The 17,770-nt window shown below is 64.4% G+C and carries 13 protein-coding genes; 1 reads left to right on the forward strand and 12 read right to left on the reverse strand.

Going from position 1 to position 17,770, the window contains the following annotated elements:
* Positions 1 to 4: 4 nt before the first annotated feature.
* Positions 5 to 2,035, reverse strand: a complete 2,031-nt coding sequence (gene tssI, locus WIR04_RS12345) for a type VI secretion system tip protein TssI/VgrG (protein ID WP_338887263.1) — start codon at positions 2,033 to 2,035, stop codon at positions 5 to 7.
* Positions 2,036 to 2,045: 10 nt separating this feature from the next.
* Complete coding sequence (locus WIR04_RS12350; RefSeq protein ID WP_025326642.1) at positions 2,046 to 2,333, reverse strand: type VI secretion system PAAR protein; 288 nt, start codon at positions 2,331 to 2,333, stop codon at positions 2,046 to 2,048.
* Positions 2,334 to 2,471: 138 nt separating this feature from the next.
* Here WIR04_RS12350 and WIR04_RS12355 point away from each other — a divergent pair, with 138 nt between their 5' ends.
* Entirely contained in the window at positions 2,472 to 2,627 is a 156-nt protein-coding gene (locus tag WIR04_RS12355) for a hypothetical protein (protein WP_338887267.1), read from the forward strand.
* On the opposite strand, the gene WIR04_RS12360 is transcribed toward WIR04_RS12355, so the two are convergent.
* Genes WIR04_RS12360 through tagH form a run of 10 tightly spaced genes read right to left on the reverse strand, consistent with a single transcriptional unit; the run spans position 2,628 to position 17,768 of the window.
* Positions 2,628 to 4,058 (reverse strand): VasL domain-containing protein, encoded by a 1,431-nt coding sequence (locus WIR04_RS12360; protein ID WP_025326641.1) that lies wholly within the window; start codon positions 4,056 to 4,058, stop codon positions 2,628 to 2,630. It abuts the gene before it with no gap.
* 44 nt (positions 4,059 to 4,102) lie between these two features.
* Complete coding sequence (gene tssM / locus WIR04_RS12365; protein ID WP_338887269.1) at positions 4,103 to 7,594, reverse strand: type VI secretion system membrane subunit TssM; 3,492 nt, start codon at positions 7,592 to 7,594, stop codon at positions 4,103 to 4,105.
* A gap of 41 nt (positions 7,595 to 7,635) precedes the next feature.
* On the reverse strand, positions 7,636 to 9,063 hold the full coding sequence (gene tssA / locus WIR04_RS12370) for a type VI secretion system protein TssA (protein WP_338887271.1): 1,428 nt from the start codon (positions 9,061 to 9,063) through the stop codon (positions 7,636 to 7,638).
* A gap of 8 nt (positions 9,064 to 9,071) precedes the next feature.
* Positions 9,072 to 9,671, reverse strand: a complete 600-nt coding sequence (vasI, locus tag WIR04_RS12375; RefSeq protein WP_338887273.1) for a type VI secretion system-associated protein VasI — start codon at positions 9,669 to 9,671, stop codon at positions 9,072 to 9,074.
* On the reverse strand, positions 9,671 to 11,209 hold the full coding sequence (locus tag WIR04_RS12380) for a sigma-54 dependent transcriptional regulator (protein ID WP_338887275.1): 1,539 nt from the start codon (positions 11,207 to 11,209) through the stop codon (positions 9,671 to 9,673). The genes vasI and WIR04_RS12380 overlap by 1 nt, the downstream gene beginning before the upstream one ends.
* A 2-nt stretch (positions 11,210 to 11,211) precedes the next feature.
* Positions 11,212 to 13,854 carry a type VI secretion system ATPase TssH gene (tssH, locus tag WIR04_RS12385; protein WP_338887277.1) on the reverse strand — a complete coding sequence of 881 codons (2,643 nt, stop codon included), beginning with the start codon at positions 13,852 to 13,854 and terminating at the stop codon, positions 11,212 to 11,214.
* Between the two features lie 20 nt (positions 13,855 to 13,874).
* Entirely contained in the window at positions 13,875 to 14,654 is a 780-nt protein-coding gene (gene icmH / locus WIR04_RS12390; protein WP_338887279.1) for a type IVB secretion system protein IcmH/DotU, read from the reverse strand.
* Between the two features lie 23 nt (positions 14,655 to 14,677).
* Positions 14,678 to 16,012, reverse strand: coding sequence for a type VI secretion system baseplate subunit TssK (gene tssK / locus WIR04_RS12395; RefSeq protein WP_025326634.1), 1,335 nt, complete (start codon positions 16,010 to 16,012; stop codon positions 14,678 to 14,680).
* 2 nt (positions 16,013 to 16,014) lie between these two features.
* The gene (tssJ, locus tag WIR04_RS12400; RefSeq protein WP_025326633.1) at positions 16,015 to 16,530 is read right to left on the reverse strand and encodes a type VI secretion system lipoprotein TssJ; all 516 of its coding nucleotides are present in this window, start codon (positions 16,528 to 16,530) and stop codon (positions 16,015 to 16,017) included.
* Positions 16,530 to 17,768: a type VI secretion system-associated FHA domain protein TagH gene (tagH, locus tag WIR04_RS12405; protein WP_338887283.1), complete on the reverse strand. Its 1,239-nt coding sequence runs from the start codon at positions 17,766 to 17,768 to the stop codon at positions 16,530 to 16,532. The genes tssJ and tagH overlap by 1 nt, the downstream gene beginning before the upstream one ends.
* Positions 17,769 to 17,770 lie beyond the last annotated feature (2 nt).

Here is a 17,770-nt window from a genome sequence, read left to right on the forward strand (position 1 = left end):
CTCCTTATTCAGAAAAGAGGTAGAACGCCGCTGGCTTCTGCTCCTTGAGCAGTGCCTCCATCGTCTTCTCGGTGGGGATGGCCTTGATGATCTCAACCAGCTCGGGGGCCTTGACCACTTCTACCCCCTTGGGTACAACGGGAGCCTTGCCAGCCCAGCCGGATCCTGACCCTGCGCTGCCGCCGGCATTGAGCTTGATGGCGGGGCCCACCAGCTTGATGCCGCTCGGATCCACTTTTACAAAGCTGCCGCCGCCCTTGAGGGTGATCTCGGAACCTGCCTCCAGCACCAGCTTGTCGCCCACCTTGATATGCACTTCCTCCCCGGCCTCCACCAGCAATGACTGGCCAAGCTTCTGATGTATGCTGGCATCCACGGTGAGGGAGTAGTCCGCCTTTATCTGGTCCCGCTTCTCCCCCTCCACCGTCAGGTGGTCGTTGGCCTTGATGCGGGTCACCCGCTCGTTGTCGATAACCCGATGCTCGTCGTGCTTGATATGCCAGGCGGCGTCGTTTTCGATGAGCAGGTTCAGGTCTTTCTGACCGTGGATATAAATCTCTTCCTGCCCCGCCTGGTCTTCGAAGCGCAGCTCGTTGAAGCCCTCCCCCTGGTGGGTTTCGGTGCGCAGCACTGTTCGGGTCTTGTTGGCCGGCAACTCGTAGGGGGGCCGGTTGGTAGCGTGGAAGGTGCGACCCGTCACTATGGGCTGGTCCGGGTCCCCTTCGAGGAAACTCACTATGACCTCGTGGCCGATGCGCGGGATGGCCATGATGCCGTACTGGCCACCCGCCCAGCCCTGGCTCACCCGTACCCAGCAGGAGCTCATGTCGTTGGAGCTGCCGTAGCGGTCCCAGGGGAACTGCAGCTTCACCCGGCCGTGCTCGTCGCAGTAAATCTCCTCCCCCTCCGGCCCCACTACGATGGCGATTTGCGGGCCATCCACCATGGGCCTGGCCGGCATCAGCGCTCGCCAGGTAGTGCTCGCCTTCACCACCCCAAACTCGTTGTGGTAGACGGTGGGGCCGCTCCCCCCCTCCTCTTCCAGCGCCTGGGGCTGCAAGCCGGTGTGGCTGATACGCACCACTTGCCAGTCGGTGTTGAGCGCCCCGTTAGGGTGCTCGCTGAGGGTAAAAGTCTGGCCCGGCAGCAGGGCCGCGCTGTTGGACTTGCCACTGCCGGTGACAGCGTCATTGCGCAGGGCATCCAGCCGGTGCTGGGCAAAGGCCTTGCCGCTCGGGTCCAGCTTGTAGCGGCCCGGGTAGTCGAAGTGCTGGTAGGTATCGCGCTGGTGCGCAAGCTCTGCCCCCAGCTTCTTGTGGGAGAGCCCATAGGCCGGGGTCTTGAAGCTGTAGTCTTTGAGCTCCACATCCGAGGGGCGCACCGCCTCCCGGTAGTGGAACTGGCGCACATAGTGGCCCTGTTCCAGGGAGCGGTTGCCGAGGTTGAAGAAGAGCGCGGGGCCGGCGGTCAGGGCCGCCGCGTCGTCGGCAAAGACGATGCGATGCTTGCCCTGCTCGAACTCAAAGAAGTAGAAGAGCCCCTCTTCGGCAGCGAGGCGATTGACGAAGTCGAGGTCGGTCTCCCGGTACTGGACGCAGTATTCCCGCTTGGCGTGCTCATTCTTGAGCGCAAAGGCGTAGTCGGTGATGCCGTGCTCTTGCAGCAGGATGCTGAGGATTTCGTCGGGCTTCTGCGCCTGGAAGATGCGGGAATTCTGGCGAAGCGACAACCGCCATAGCGCCGGTTTAACGTCAAGGGTGTAGCGGGTACGGCGAAAACCGCTGTCCCCCTGTGCCATGTCGCTCACCACCCCACACACCCGCCGTTGCAGCTCGCCGTTGTACCAAACCAAGAGCTCACAGGGCTGGTCCAGCGCGGCGCCGAAATCCACATCGGGCTCGGGGCTTGCCAGCTCAAGGCGCAGGTTGAACGGTCGGTTCAACCCCTCTTCCAGGGCAAACTCCGCCACCACAAAGGTGCTCTCGGGCAGGGCCCCCACCTTGACGGTAAATTGTAATCCTGTGCTGTCTGCCATCAGTGACTCCTTATCCTGCCTGTCCGCTGCCAGAACCAATGACAACGCCGCCGCAGCCGATGGCGGTGCCGGTCACGGCGATGGGCTTGCCATTGACCAGTACCGAGCCGACCCCCCCCGAGATGCTGCGCGGATGAGGGGGATTGTTGGGTTTGTCGTGGGGGGCCAGCGGATCCCCCTGCCGGGCCACCGGCTTGCCATCGAGGAACACATCAGGGCTGGCGGCAATCACCGGGGAGGGGTGAAATCCCTCGTGGTCGGTGCCTATGTCACCGAGCAATGCAATGGAAGGGCACATCTGGATTCTCCGTGTGGGCAAGGGCGCGCCACTGATGACGGCCCTGCCATGGCTCCTGCCACCCGGGTGGGCAGGAGGCGTAAATGCACATTGGGCTGGCTGTCCAGCAGCCTCCATGCCAACGCAAATGACGCGAAAATGTTGTTTTATATCAGTCAATTACAACCGGTCACTCTGACCATGACGCAGCGCACTGCAATGGATGGCACAAGACTGCGTGAAAAGATGGCAAAACATTGCCCACATAGAGAATTTCTCTATTCCTTGCGCAACGTATTGCTCGGGGCAGCATGATCACCCACCAACATTGCCTTGCTGCAACTGATAGAGGCGGATATTGAGCGCCTTCAGATCGTTCTCCAGCCCCTTCAGATCCGCCGCCGTGATGGGCTCCTGGGCTGCCCTTCTCGCCTCCAGCTCATCAAGGCGCAGGCTGAACGGAATGTTCTGCATCAGGTTCTTCTGCACCTCGTAGAGCTGGGACTTGAGATAGGAGATGGTCACCGTCTTGCGCTGGCGCTCCAGCTCCAGCAGTTGATCCAGCAGGGCATCCACCCCGGCGCGGGCATCCAGATAGGTCGGCACGCCGAGGGCGTCGCCCTGCTGGCCGGCCAGCGCACTCTGCCACTGCTTGTCGAGCGCCTTGACTGCCAGCGAGTCGGGGTAAAGCATCTGCAGCGAGGCACGCAGTCCCTCGCCGTAGCGATACCAATAGAGCGGTGAGGTCTGCTCCAGCCGGGCAAGCTGGCTCTGATAACGGGCCACCAGATCGCTCTCCATCCCTTGCAGGGCCTGCTCCCCCAGCACGATGCGCGCCTGGCGGATATCGTCATAGCTGAGGGCCCTGGGCAACTCGGCGGCTGGCTGCTGCAAGCGCTGGGCGACCACCATCTTCTCCTGCTGCTGCTGCTGCCAACCCAGCCAGCCCATCACCGGCAGGGCGCAGCTGAGCAGGCCGCAGCCAAACCAGAACCAGGCCGGACGCTGTTTGCGATGCTGCTCAATCTTGAGCACTGTCGGTTTGACCTGCCCCTTCTCCCGGCCCACCAGTATGCTGCCCTGGGGCAAGTGCCCGGTCGCCACCCCGGCAGAAGCGCCGTGGTCGCTCTCCATATCGGACTTGAAGAAGACCATGGGCGGGATCTGCAGCTCATCCTTGAGGCCGGGCTCATCGGAGACGATGACGATCTCGGTCTCGTCAAAGAGGTGGGTATAGCCTTCGATGAAATGCACCAGGTTCTCGACCCGGGGAATGCGGCTCAAGCCCGCGTTGTGCAGCTTCTCGCTGATGAGCTGCAACGCCCGCTCGCAGCGGTAGACCAGCCGCTTGTCCTCGTGACTGATCTGGTACTGGCGAATGACGTCGCTGATGCGGGCGATGAACCAATCCAGCATCTCGATGCGGGCCCGCTCCTGATGGACCGGTGGCCAGAAGCTATCCCACTGGGTGACGATGAGGTTGGCGAGAAACTCGCACCCCTCGGTAAAGCCGCTCAGACCCTGCAGGCGTGAGCGTGCCAGGGTGAAATAGATGGCGGTCTGCAGATCCACCCCGTGCTTTTCGAAGATCTGGCTCGCGAGCTGATGGATCCTGAGCCAGTCCACCTCGGGGCGGGAGGCGTGGCTGAGCTTGTTGATCTCCGCTCGCAGCGCCTCGTATTCCGGCAACATTCTGGGGTCGCGCCCCACCTTCAGCGCCTGCTGGCCTTGCTGGTCATGTGTCATATCGGCTTCCAAAACAGGGGGGGCACTGCCTGCCCCCCGCGCTATCAATAGAGGGATTCAGGCAATCTGAACTGGCTGAACAGGCCGCCGGCGAAGGGGTTCTGCGCGCTGTCGGTATAGACGCGATAGGTCATGGCCCCCTGATCCACCGGGAAGCGCACATCGAAGGTGGCCTCGTTGACCTGGGTCAGCTCCCCCTTGTCCATCAGGCGGAACATGGCCCAGGGGCCGACGAAGCCTTCGCTGCGCGGCGAGCGCTCGCGGGCGGCCGGCACCAGGGTGATCTTGCTCTCGGCCCCGTCGCGCATGGTGTTGGGCCACACCAGCGGGATCTTGGTGCGACGACCATGGGCATACTCCAGCAACTGGCCATCCAGGTTCAGCACGCTGCGCCGCTTGTTGGCGGTGAGCTCGATGGGCTCGAGGGCAAATTGCACCTCCAGGTTACCCTGCTGGCTGAAGAAGATCTGGCGGATGCGGGCGGCTCTATCCAGCTGTTTCACCAGTTCGGCCTGGATGGGCGAGCTCAGCTCCCCCTCCATCAGACCGCTCTCCACCATGGGCTTGAGATTGACCTGGTAGAAGCTGTCCAGGGTCCCGCCCGGCGCGAAGAAGCGCTCCATCTCGGAGAGGGGCACATCCTTGGCGGAGCCGGGTTCGAAGGGATAACGCCCCGCCAGCTGGCTGTTGAACGGGGCCAGCACCTTGTCCTGCCACTCCTGATTGAGGGAGGACATGGCGAGATCGATGACCAGCCGAGAGCTCTGATCGGAGAGCTGCCCCACCCAGCGATCCAGCGGAGCCGGCAGGCCACGGGCATACTGCTGCAAGGCAAAGACGGGGTCGGCGTACTTGTTGGTCAGGCGCAGCTGCACCGCCTTCAGGGCCGACTGGCCCGGCTCGGTGGCGTTGACGATGAGCTCCAGATAGTGCTGCAACTCCACCAGCTTCTGGTTCACCTCCTGGATGAGCGGGCCCTGCTCGCCCCGGCCAGCCAGCGCCGCGTTGGTGGCCATGAAGGGGCGACCGATGCGGGCCGTGATGGCCTGGGCCGGATCCCCTTCCACGTCGGAGATCTTGCGAATGCGGGTGTTGTCATCGAGGGCCGCCAGCACCCGCTGGAACGGCTGATCGTTGCCGGTGATGGCGGAGAGCACGTCCAGTGCCTGCTCAGGGCTCTCCAGAGTCTGCACGTCCAGATTGGTCAGCAGTTTTTGCCACTGGTTGACGTAGTCGGTGACGTAACGCTCATTGACCTGACGGGTGATCTCCTTGCGATCCGCCTCGCTCAGCTGAGTCAGCTTGCGCTGACCCAGCACCCAGGCATCCATGGCGGTGAGATCGATCAGCGTCTTGTCCTGCTTCTGGAAGAAATCGCTGAAACCGGGCCAGGTCAGCAGACGGGGCACCTGGCCGGCGCTGTCGCTGCGCAGGGCAAAGACGGTGTCGAAGGTGGGTCCCACCTCGTCGCGCACGTAGAGATCCGGCGGCAACACATCATTCGCCTTCACCACCAGGTTCTGGTAGACCCGCTGATACATGGGCAGCTTGCCAAGCTCGCGCTGGGCGCCATAGATGGGCTCCTTGAAGGGTACGAAGGCGGTGATGGCCCCCTGATCCCGGGCGGCACGGGCGCCGTGCCAGTCGGTGTGATCGAGGGCGTAATCCAGATGCGCCATCAGCTGCTCCTGCACCGCCCCCTGCCCCGGGAAGGCCTTCTGCCAGCGGCTCGCCATGTATTGTGCCACCAGCTCCTTGTTGCGGCCGGAGGCGTCATCGAGCATCCGCATCACCCGCAGTATGGCGAGTTTCTCCTCGCTGCCAGCCGGTGCCTGCTCAAGATCCGCCAGCAGCCCCTGCATCTGGGCCGGCAGGAAGCGCAGGTTCAGCAGTTGCAGATAGGAGCCTTCCACATAGGGGCCAATCTCGTCCCCCTGATAGAGGCCAAGGTCGGCCACCAGCGGGGTACGATCGCGGTAGTTGCCAAAGGAGAGGGTCGCCTCGCGAATGAGATTGAGGCGCGGCAGCTGGCTCACCCCGAAGGCATGGGCGTCCGCCACCTCGTTGGTCTCCATGAAGGCCTGGGCCTTGGTCAGCACGTTGCGACCCGCCTCCTCGTTGACCCGGTAGAAGTAGTGCCAGCCACCGATGAGGGCTGCCGAGAACAACGACAGACAACTCAGACCGATGGCCATGCGGCGACGGCGATAGAGGGTGTGCAGCCGGTTCTCCCCGGCCAGATGGGCCTCGGGGAAGATGATGGTGGAGAAGAGCTGGCGCACGAAATAGGTGTTGGACTCCCCGCGCAGGGCGGAGTGAATGGGCTCCGGCAGGTTGTAGCGGCGGGAGGCGGCCTGGGCGAACGCATCGAACGGCACCCCCTGCTGATAGACGGAGCTGATGTAGACACCGCGCACCAGCAGCGGCTTGCTCTCCTCTATGGCCAGGGTCTCGTCGAGCAGGCTGGTGACATAATCCTTCAGCCCCGCCAGCTGGCGCACGAAGGAGAAGAGGGCATTGCGCTGGGCGGCATCGAGCCGGGCCAGCATCAACTCCGGCAGGTTCTGGTTGAGGTTGTCCACCCACTGATCCCAGAACAGGGCCAGATCCTGCTGCCAGGATTGACCGCCACCGGGTTGGAAGGTCACCCCCAGCACGGCGTCACGGGCCTCCTTGTCGAGCTGCTCATACACCACATCGAAGCCGCGCAGCAGGTCGAGCTTGGTGAAGGTGACATAGAGCGGCAACCGGGTGTTCATGGTGGCCGACACCTCCTGCAGGCGCGCCCGCATCAGCTGGGCGTAGGCCTTGCGCTCGGCCACGCTGGCGTGGGAGAGCCAGGCCAGATCCACTGTCAGTACCAGGCCGTTGAGGGGCTGACGACGACGATGTTCGGACAGCCAGGTCAGCAGGTGCAGCCAGAGCCGCTCGTGCTTGCGCGCCAGGGGCTCCAGCTCGGGTTCGGACTGGGACAAAAGCTCGCCGGCGGGATCCAGCATCACCGCCTGCTCCCCCAGCCAGCAGTCCACCAGCTGATCCTGCGCCACGTCACGCAGCTCGGTGTCCAGCCTGGGATTGAGCTTGTTGGCCGGGTTGGCACGGTGAATAAGGCTGCTCTTGCCGCTGCCGGGCAGCCCCAGCACCAGGTACCAGGGCATGGCGTAGAGCGCCCCCTTGCCCAAGTGATCCCCCAGGGCCTGCAGCCAGCGGTTCAGGAACAGCGCCTGCCTGTCGAGCAGCCCCTTGACCGGATCCTGCTCCAGCACCACCTCGTGCTGGCGTTCGGCCTTGAGCTGCTGCATCTTGCGCCACACCCGCCAGGAGAGTACCCCCAGCAGCAGCCAGAGCCAGAGCAGGGTGAACACCACCCGCCCCCACAGCGGCGCCAACGGCTTGGCGTCACGGATCTCGAGGCGAGGGCCCAGCCACCACACCAGGATCAGGGCAAGCGCCCAGAACACCACACCGAGCAGAGGCCAGGAGGGTTTCAATTTCGGCAGCTGTTGCCGCAGAAAGGTAAAGATGGTTTTGAACATAAAATGTGATCCAACTCCGACTCAATGACTCATTTCGGCACTTATTTCGACAACGGGGTCGCCTGGCTCTCCAGGCGACTGACCAGCCCGGGCTCCCAGTGCGACAACCCAAGGCGACTCGCCTCTTGCCACAAGTGTTGATAGTGCTGGCGCGCAAGCGCCTCCATGCCTTCCTGTGCCAACAGCTCCGCCTGCACCAACTGGGCGTGAAAGCGATCTCTTGGCTCCTTCATCTGCGCCATTCGTTCATCGAGCAGGGCCAGGGCCGCGGCCACCCCCTGCTCCCCATGGCGCTGGGCTATCTCTTCGGCCAGGCAGGACTCCCCCTCGCCTCCCCCACCACCCCTGCCGGGTTGCAGCCAGCGGCCACATTCGGGGGAGAGGAAGGGGCTGCCGTCACTGAAGGCGAGGTCCCGCAAGGCTGGCAGACGCTGCAAGAAACCATCGAGCTCCTCTGCGATGGCCTGGGCCACTGCGGCAAATCCCAGCTTCTGCGCCACCTCGGCCGAGAGGCGATGCCCCTCGAACCAGTAGGGGGCCAGGGTCAGGCTCTGCTCGATGCGCTGCCAGAGCCCCTGATCGGGGCTGTTCATGGCGGCGCGATATTCATCCACCATGTCCACCGACATGGGGGCCAGCTGGGTTTTGTTGTCCCGGGCCACCATGGGCGGAGTCGTGATACCAGCCCAGATGGCGTGACGGCGCAGGCGATAGCCCACCGCCGCCTCCGGCTGGCGCTCGATCAGCAGATCCGCCACCTTGAGCTGGGTCTGGCGCCAGGCCCTGTCATTGGAGCTGTCGATCTCGACGCCGGATCCCTTGGTGCTGCCACTGAGCACCATGGAACCCGCCATGCCGGTAGCGGCGGCCGTCGCCACGACGGCGCTGCTCCCGGGTAGCACACCGGCATCCGCCTGGGCCTGGGCCACCTGCTGACGCTGGGCCCGCTTCAGCCCCATCAGCAGGGGATCGAGCAACTCGCCCTTGTCCGGGCACAGGGCCAGCCAGACCCGCTCCAGCTGCTCGGCCTGGGCCAGCAACTGGGCCAGCTCGGCTGCCGAGGCGCTGTCACTCACCCGCGGCAGAGCCCCCTCGAAGCGCTTGACGATTTGCACCATCAGCCGCTGTTTCTGGCTGGCATTGCCGGGCCAGGCCAGCAGCCAATAAGCCTGGATCCAGGCTTCCAGCAGACTGAGCGCGGCCCCCAGGGGGGTCGCCTTGGCCGGGTGCTGCAAACAGCGCAGCAGCTGGGCCAGCACCCGCATGTCCTTGGTGCGGCTCTCCAGCAACCCCAGACAGGCTTCTGCCACCGCATTGAGATCCACCTGGCCATGGGCCAGGGATCCCAGCTTGACCAGCTCTGTCTCCACATAATCCCAGCGCGGCTCGTCGGCCAGCACGGCGCCGCTGATCTGCTCATCCGGCAAGGGGGTGAGCAGACGGGCACACCAGGGGTGTTGATAGCTCATGGCGCCCCCTACCAGCGACACTGCTGGCGCAGGGGAAGCAGCGCCTCTTTCAGGCCGCTCAGATCGACCCGCAGCAAGGCGCCGTTGGCCGCCTTGACCTGCAGCTCGCGATGGCCAATCCAGCGCTTGAGCTCCTCGATGGCGGGCAGACCGCGGCCATACTCCAGCAGCATTCCCTTGTCCCGGATAAACCAGCCCTGGGCGCTGTTGCTGGGGGAGCCATCGAGCGCTATCTGCACCTCCTCGCCGACCCAGGGCGTATCGAGCCGCAGGCGGATATGGGTGATGCTGTCGACGCACCCTATGGCCAGGGTCGCTCCTCGCAAGGCGGGACGGGTGAGCGTCTCGCTACCCCGTCCCTCGTCGCTTTGCCGCAGGAAGGGTGGGCTGTCAGGGGTACGGCTCTGCTCCTGATCCCGGATGGCTTGCCAGGCTGCCGACTTGGGGGCTCCCCCCTCTGCGGCACTGACCGCGCCATTGCCAAGGGCGTCATAGCAGGAGAGCCGCACCAGCGGAGAGGGTTCGCGGCGGCACTGCTGCCAACCGTGCATATCCAGCTGCGGCGCCGCGCTGCCGGCGGCCAGCAGCAATAGGCCGAGGACGCTCATCAATTCACCTCCAGTTTCTGGCACTTGTGATCCAGGGTGCGCTTGGGAATGTTGAGGCTCTCGGCCACCAGCATGCGGTTACCCTGGAAGTGGCGCAGACGTGCCTCGATGACGGAGGCTTCGTACTGCTGCATGGCCCGGCGCAGATCCCGGATATGGTTGTAGTCGTCCATCGAGGCAGGCAGCTCCACGCAGACCCGCTCCCGCAGCTCAGGCGGCAGCGCCTCCAGCCCCACCTCTTCCCCGTGACGGCTGTGGGCGCAGGCCACCTCCAACAGGTTGCGCAGCTCGCGCACGTTGCCGGGAAAGTCATAACTTTGCAGCTGCTTCAAGAACTTGCGCTGCAGCCCCGCCAGGGTCTTGCCATCCTGGGCGGCAAACTGGTCCATGAAGTGCTGGCACAAGAGCGGCACGTCGTCCATGTGCTCCCGCAGGGGGGCGATCAGCAGCAGGCACTGGCAGAGCCGGTGGTAGAGATCGGCCCGAAATTGCCCCTCCTCCACGTGACGGCTGAGGGGCTGATGGGTGGCAGCGATGAGACGAAAATCGGAGTGGTACTCCTGCTCGGCCCCAAGGGGCCGATAGCTGCGGGTTTCCAGCACCCGCAGCAGCTTGGCCTGCATGGCGGCGGGCATGTCCCCCACCTCGTCCAGGAAGAGGGTGCCACCATTGGCCTGGGCCACCAGCCCCGCCTTGTTGGCCAGCGCCCCGGAGAAGGCCCCCTTCTGGTAACCGAACAGCTCGCTCTCGATGAGATTTTCCGGGATGGCGGCGCAGTTGATGGCGACGAACGGCTTTGCCGCCCGATCGGAGCACTGGTGCACCAGCCGGGCCACCACTTCCTTGCCGCTGCCGGTCTCCCCCTGAATGAGCACGGTCAGCTTGTGCTGACCCGCCAGGCTTATCTGCTCACGCAGCCCGCGGATCACCGCCGACTGGCCGACCAGCTGATCGCCGAGCAGCTTCTCGTGCTGGCGCAGCCGCTCTCCCTCCCCCTTCATCTGGCGCAGGGAGTCCCGCAGCACGCTCTGATCCCGCCGGCTGCGCCCCAGATCCCGAATAAGGGTGAGCTGGTTGCAGAACACCTGGGAGAGCTGGGCCAACTCGGGACCTTCTGTCCACTCCTGCAGTTGTTCGGCGCTGTCCATCATGGCCAGCACGGCGAACGGCTTGCCGTTGCCGTCCAGCAAGGGGAAAGCGTGCAGGCCGCACTGCTGGCCGAGGTTCGAGAGCAGGGCACGAAACTCCTTGTGTTCGATGCGGGCGCCGCCATGGAGGGAGTCCCAGGTGCGGGACTGGGCCTTGTGCAGCACATAGGCGAGCGGGTGGGAAAAGTCGTCCACCGCCAGGGCCAGGGCAACGGCCTGCCCCTTGACCCAGCCGGTGCATTCGAGCTGGCGTCCGCTCACATCCAGCATGCCGAGCAGTATTCCCTTGGGCTGGAAGCTGGCGTCCAGGGTCGAGCTCCACCAGTGGCACAGGTGCTGCTCGTCTCGCTGCTGGGTCAAGGCGAGGGCAAAGGCGAGGGCTTGTTCCATGGTCAGCCCTCCACCTCGGCCACGAACTGGTGATCGGCCACCGAGAAGCGGACGCACTTGATGGGTTCACCGGCCGAAAGGCGTTGCAGCAGTTGCAGGGAGACCGGCGGCAGCAGGGCGCCGTCGATAACCGATTCGAGCATGCGGGCCCCGTTTTCGCTGCGGTTGGCGCGGCGCAGTATCTCCTCGGCCACCTCGTCGTCCAGCACCACCTCGGCACCGAAGCGCTCCTTGAGCAGTCTGACCAGTCGGTTGAGCTTGCCGCCGACAATCTGCACTAGCGTGTCGTGACCCAGCGGCAGATAGGGGATCACCTCCATCCGCGCCAGCAGGGCCGGCTTGAAGAAGGCGGCGAGCTCCGGATAGAGCGCATCCAGCAGATCGTCCGGCTGCTCGGCATAGTCGACTATGGTCTGGAAACCGAGGTTGGAGGTAAGGAAGAAGACCACGTTCTTGCAGTCGATGATGCGCCCTTCCCCGTCCGCCAGCTCGCCCTTGTCGAACGCCTGATAGAAGAGGTTGAGCACGTCCGGATGGGCCTTCTCCACCTCGTCCAGCAGCACCACCGAATAGGGCTTCTGCCGAATGGCCTCGGTCAGCACGCCCCCCTCGCCGAAGCCGACATAGCCGGGGGGCGAGCCGATCAGGCGCGAGACGGTGTGCTTCTCCTGATACTCGGACATGTTGATGGTGGTCAGATACTGGCGACCGCCAAACATCAGCTCGGCAATCTGCAGCACGGTTTCGGTCTTGCCGACCCCGCTTGGACCCACCAGCAGGAAGGCACCCAGCGGTCGGCCCGGACGACGCAGGTCGGCGCGGGCGGTCAGCAGGTGCTTGTGCAGGTGGGCCACCGCCACATCCTGCCCCTTGATAAGCTCGCCAAGGTACTCCGGCAGCCGGGTCACCACATCCAGCTCCCCCTGGGAGATGCGATTGAGGGGCACCCCTGTCCACTCGGCGATCACAGCCGCAATCTGGGTCTTGTCGACGTGTGCGGAGACCAGCACCTCCCCCTGTTGCAGGGCGGCCAGCTCGCGCTCCAGCCCGGCAAGCGTCTCGGCGGCGGCTTGGGGATCCAACGGCGCATCGGCGAGATCCAGCGCCTCTCTGGCCAGCATCTCATCCTGCTGATCGGCGAGCAGCGCCGCGCGCAGCTCGACTATCTGGTGCACCAGCCCCTGCTGCTGCTGCCACCGGGCCTCCTGCTCGGCCAGCGACTCGCGGCAAGCCTGTTGGGCGGCCTGCAACTCGGCCAGGCGCTCTGCATTGTCACCAAGACCAATCAGGCTCTGGCGCTCCAGCTGGCGGATCTCCAGCTCGCGCTGGCGCAGAGCGTTTTGTAGATGGCTGACCGCGCGCGGCGGCGTGGTCAGGTTGATGGCCACCCGGGCACAGGCGGTATCGAGCACGTCGATCGCCTTGTCCGGCAGTTGACGGCCGGAGATGTAACGGGCGGAGAGCTGGGCGGCGGCTTGCAGCGCCTCCTCGTCGATGAGCACTCCGTGGGCCTTCTCGTAGATGCTGCGCAGGCCGCGCAGTATCACGGTGGCCTCATCGGCATTGGGCTCGCCCACCTTCACCAGCTGGAAGCGGCGCGACAGGGCCGCGTCTTTTTCCACGTATTTCTTGTATTCGCCCCAGGTGGTGGCGGCGATGGTGCGCAGCTCCCCCCGGGCCAGGGCCGGCTTGATGAGGTTGGAGACATCCAGGCCGCCGGCCTGGTTGCCGGCCCCGATCAGGGTGTGGGCCTCATCGATAAAGAGGATGACAGGACGTACCGAATCCTTGACCTCCTGCATTACCCCCTTGAAGCGTTTCTCGAACTCCCCCTTGACCGAAGCACCGGCCTGCATTGCGCCGAGATCCAGGGTCATCAGCTCGACCCCGCGCAGCTTCTCGGGCACCTGGCCCGCCACCATGCGCAGGGCCAGCCCCTCGATGAGGGCACTCTTGCCGACCCCCGCCTCCCCCACGACTATGGGGTTGTTCTTGCGACGACGGGAGAGGATGTCGATCATCAGGTCAATTTCATGATCCCGGCAGAGCACGGGATCCAGCGTCCCCTGGCGAGCCTGTTCGGTGACGTTGACGGTGAAGCGGGCCAGCAGGCTGGCATCGGCCGGCAGAGCGGCCTGGGTAGCAGTGCCGCTGGCGGACAGAGTGACCTGGGTTTCGGCAGAATCCTTGACCCACTCGTCGAACTGCTGGCGCAGCAGCTCCCGATTGACGTTGGCCAGCAAACGGGTCACCGAGCCCGGCAGGTAGCGCTGGGGTGTCATCAAGAGCACCAGCAGCATGACGCCGCTGCGCAGCTGGGCCTGTTGCAGCTCGGCCGAGGCCAGCAGCCAGCTGTCTTGCAGCCACTCCACCAGCAGCGGCGAGAAGGAGGGGTACCCCTGACCATAACCGCTGTCGGCGCTCGAGGGTTGCAGCAGGGTCTTGAGTTCCTCGACCTCCACCCCGGCCATTTTCAGGATCTGGCGCACATCGCTGAGGGGGGTCTCCAGCATCTTGAGCAGCAGGTGCTCGATGCGGATCTCGGCCCCTTGATGGTTGACGCAGAGGGCCGCAGCCTCCTCCAGCATGTGACGGCAGATGGGGTTGAGTCTTTCCACCAGTACGGGTAGCTCTATACGGATCAAGGGGTGCTCTCCTTAAGTATTTATTTTAATAATTCGCCCAGTTGACGCAGCACGTCCTGGGTCTGGTTATTGAGTTGGTGGTGATAGAGGCCAAAGATGATGGCCAGGATCAGGGCGCCGCCCATGAACAGACTGCGCAGGGAAACCTGCTTGCGCAGCTGGTAGCGGGAGGCCTGGCGACCGAGGTCGAGGTGAAACACGCTGGGGGCCTCGCCACCGGCCTCGGGGGCCAGCTGCTTGTGCAACTGCCTGACGATGCGCTCGAATTCGCCTTGCCCCTTGCTCATCACCTTGTAGCGCCCCTCGAAACCGAGGCAGAGGCACAGATAGATGAACTCCAGGATGTCGCGATAGCGCACCGGATCTTCCTGCAGGCGGGCCAGCAGCACGAACACCTTCTCGCCGCCCCAGGTCTCGTTGTGAAAACGGGTCAGCAAGGAGTGCTCGGACCATTCGCTTTGGCTGCCCCAGTCACGACCCATCACGGCCTCGTCGATGAAGGTGCAGAGGATGTAGCGAAACGACAGCACCACCCCGTTCTCGTAGCCCTGGGCCATCAGCTCCTGCTCAATCGCCTGGATCTCGGTCACCACCCGCTGATAGAGCTCGGGCACCCTGTCGTGGCGCGACAACAGGCGCACCCGCTGTACCAGTCCCAGCAAGGGGGTCACCGCATCTATCATGGGGTTGATGCTCTGGCCGCGCAGGCGGAACCAGTGGTCCGAATCCATGTCCAGCTGCTCGGCATGATCGAACAGCAGGTCGCTCAGTTGCTCGTTCTTGATAATGTCCGTGGTCATCTTTGCTTGTTTCCTTGGTGCTATCACTGGCTACGGATGGCCCAGAGCTGCATGTCGAGCTCCGGGAAATCGCCGGCGATGTGGAAGGCGAGCGTGTTGCCCACCGCCAGCATCTGCCAGGCCGGGCTCTGCCGGTCGAGCTGGAAGTAGCTGTAACCGGCGTGATAGGGCAGCTGACGCGGCGCCACCGGCAGCGGCAGCAGCGGAATGCCGGGCAGTTGCAGGCTGATGAGCTCGCGGATCTTGTCGCTCGACGCCACCTTGGTCTGTTGCAGCAACTGCTTGCGCAGCTGCTCCTGGGGCATCCGGGCGCGCACCGCCAGCACGAAGTCGGCGCTCTGCATCAGCTCGCTCTCCCCGACCACGGCCACCATGACGCCGTACTGGTGCTTGCGCAGCTGGATGGAGACGGCGCGGGGCGAGAGCACTGTGCTCAGCGCCTGCCGCAGGGCCAGCATCACCGGCTCGAAGCTCACCTGCTGATCGTCGTGACGATAGGCGGGGAATTCCGGGGGCAGGCGGGACTCGTCGGTGAAGGTCATCAGCTCGCCGCACAGCTGCACCAGCGCCTCGTGCAGCCGCTCCGGGTGCAGGGTGCCAAGACGCGCGAGGTGCGACAGCTGGGGCTGGGCCCGGTTGAGCAGTTGCAGCATCATGAACTCGGCCACATCGGCGACCCCCTGCTGACCCGGCGCCGCGATGCGCTGGGAGAGGCTGCGGGCCCGCTCTGCCACCAGACCCGCCGACTCGCCGAGGAAGCGCTTGAGGGTCGGGATGGCCGACACGCTGATGCTGCAGGGCATGAAGTTGGGATCCAGCACCAGGCCGCCATCCGGGCGCTTGTCCAGAATGCGGGCGATGGCAAGGGAGGCATAGGCGCTGCGATCTTCCCGCTCCAGCATCAGCCGTAGGCTGACCCTTCCCACCTCGAGGGAGACCACGTCCCCCCCTTCGCTGTGCAGGTCCCGCACGTCGTGGCGATGGGCCTGCAACCGGCTGGAGACCAGCCCCCCCTGCCCCACCTCGTTGACTCCGCTCACCGAGAGGGGCAGCGCCAGATAGACCTTCTGGTTCGCCACCGAGGCGTCGGTGACCTCCAGAGGGGATGGCAGCACATCGTCATTGGGAATATTGAAGACGGTGCCGTCCGGCAGTATGCCGGTGGCTCCCACCAGGGCGATGCGGCCAAAGCCGAGGTAATCCTCGTTGATGGCCAGCGACTGCAAGCCATAGAAATAGTCGGAGAGTGCGCTCAGGCGAGCGTGCAGCGCGTAGTCCGAATGCCTTTGTTGTTGCTGGAAGTGCTGGGGCTTGATGAAGAGCCCCTCACGCCAGATAACCCGATTTCGACTCGACATGGTTATTCTTCTTCTTGTTGCAGTTCCACTTCATCCAGACGCAGATGAACCAGGATTTGATAGGCCGTGCCCTTGCTCTTGACCTTGATGACCTTGCGCCACTCGGCGCTGTCGGGATCGGCATAGCGCGCGATCACCCCGATGTAGCGGGTCTTATCGTCAAGCTTGATGGGGGGCAGATACTTGAACTGCCCCGGCAGCAGGGTGTAGTCCTGATGATCCAGGTAGTTCTTGCCAAGGGCCTTCTCCACGTCCTCTGTCACCTGGTCGTAGTCGGTGGCGAGCAGCTTGGAATCTTCCGCCAGCAGCAGCACCTGAAACTCAATAGGCGCCGCCTCCCCGCTCTCGTTGGGGTTGACGTCGGGCTCGGCCACCAGGCTCAGCCCCAGGGTGGAGGGCTGGCTGTCATTGCTGCCCACCTGGATATCCGGGTTCATGGCCACGTCGGCCATCTTGCCCATGGTGGTACAAGCTGCCAGGGTCAGCACACAGGCCCCCAGCATCAACGCACGAATCATCAAATCAGTCCCTGTTGCTGACGCACGGCCTGGTCATAAGCCTGGGCATACACCTGGTGGAACAGCTTGTCGAACCCCTGCTGGCGGGCCGAGGTGAGCTCGCGGTAGTAGTGCTGATACATGTTCCAGGCCCAGCCCTCGTCGGCCATGCCGGGGGTGCCGGTGCGGCGGTAGTGCTCGAAGCGACCGAGCAGGGCCTCGGGCGAGAAGGCTTGGAGGATGCTGTCCAGCGCCGCGCCGATCGCCTGCTGGTTCGCCACGTGGTGGATGCGCACATTGCGCAGGCTCTCGGCCACCGCCGCCGGGGCAGTCAGGTGCACCGGGCTCTTCTGCTCGGCAAACATCACCGCCAGGGTCTCGTCATAGTCGAGCCCGAGCCGCAGCGGGTTGTCCTCGATGGGACGCAGGTGCTTGTCCGCCAGCGCCGCCTGATCGCTTTGCAGTTGCAACAGTCCCTCCACCATGGCCCGCACCGTCTTGCCCATCTCTTCGAGCATGTCGTGGGCCTGCTGGGTATCCTGCAACTGCAACGGCTGACCCAGGCCACGCATCAGCGGGGTCAGGGCGACGTGATCAACCCCCTCCAGCGGATGGGCATAATCGGGATGGTTCTCTATGGTGGGCATATCCAGAAATTCTTGGTTCATGGTGTTCTCGGCGGCAGAAAAGGGGGACAGGGAGGAGTATTCCCTGCCCGGTTGCGGGTTCGAGTCAGGCTGGTGACGAGCATCGACCAGCGGGGTCAGGGGGTTGCGCTCATGCTGCAGCGCCAGCAGGGGGTCGACGGCCAGGGCACGCGGATCGGCCATGGGCTGGCTGACCGGCTCATCGCCGGTCAGCCACTCGTCGAGCTGTTCGGCCGGGCGCGTGCCCAGCACCTGCTGCAGGCTCTGCTCGGCCGAGATGGCCCCCAGATAGGCACGCAGCCGGAACGGGCCGACGACGAGCTCGTCCCCCTGCTCCAGATACACCTTGCGGGCCCGTCCTATGGGCGAGGTCGCGCCATTGATGTAGGTCTGGCCGCTCAGATCGCACAGGCAGAAGCGGCCATCCTGGTGCTCGACCCGGGCGTGGGCCGGTATGACCGCCCCCAACCTGTCTCGCAGTTGCCAATCATCCTGCTCGGAGGCCCCCAGGGTCCCCCCCATCTCGTCGAAGCGGTATTGCCCCTGCTGGTTGCCGTCGAGCTGCTCGCTGTTGAGCACCACCAGGGAAAGTTGCTGGTTAAAGTCGTCCACAT

Origin of the sequence: Aeromonas rivipollensis, from assembly GCF_037811135.1 — a bacterium.
Classification (GTDB): Bacteria; Pseudomonadota; Gammaproteobacteria; order Enterobacterales; family Aeromonadaceae; genus Aeromonas; species Aeromonas rivipollensis.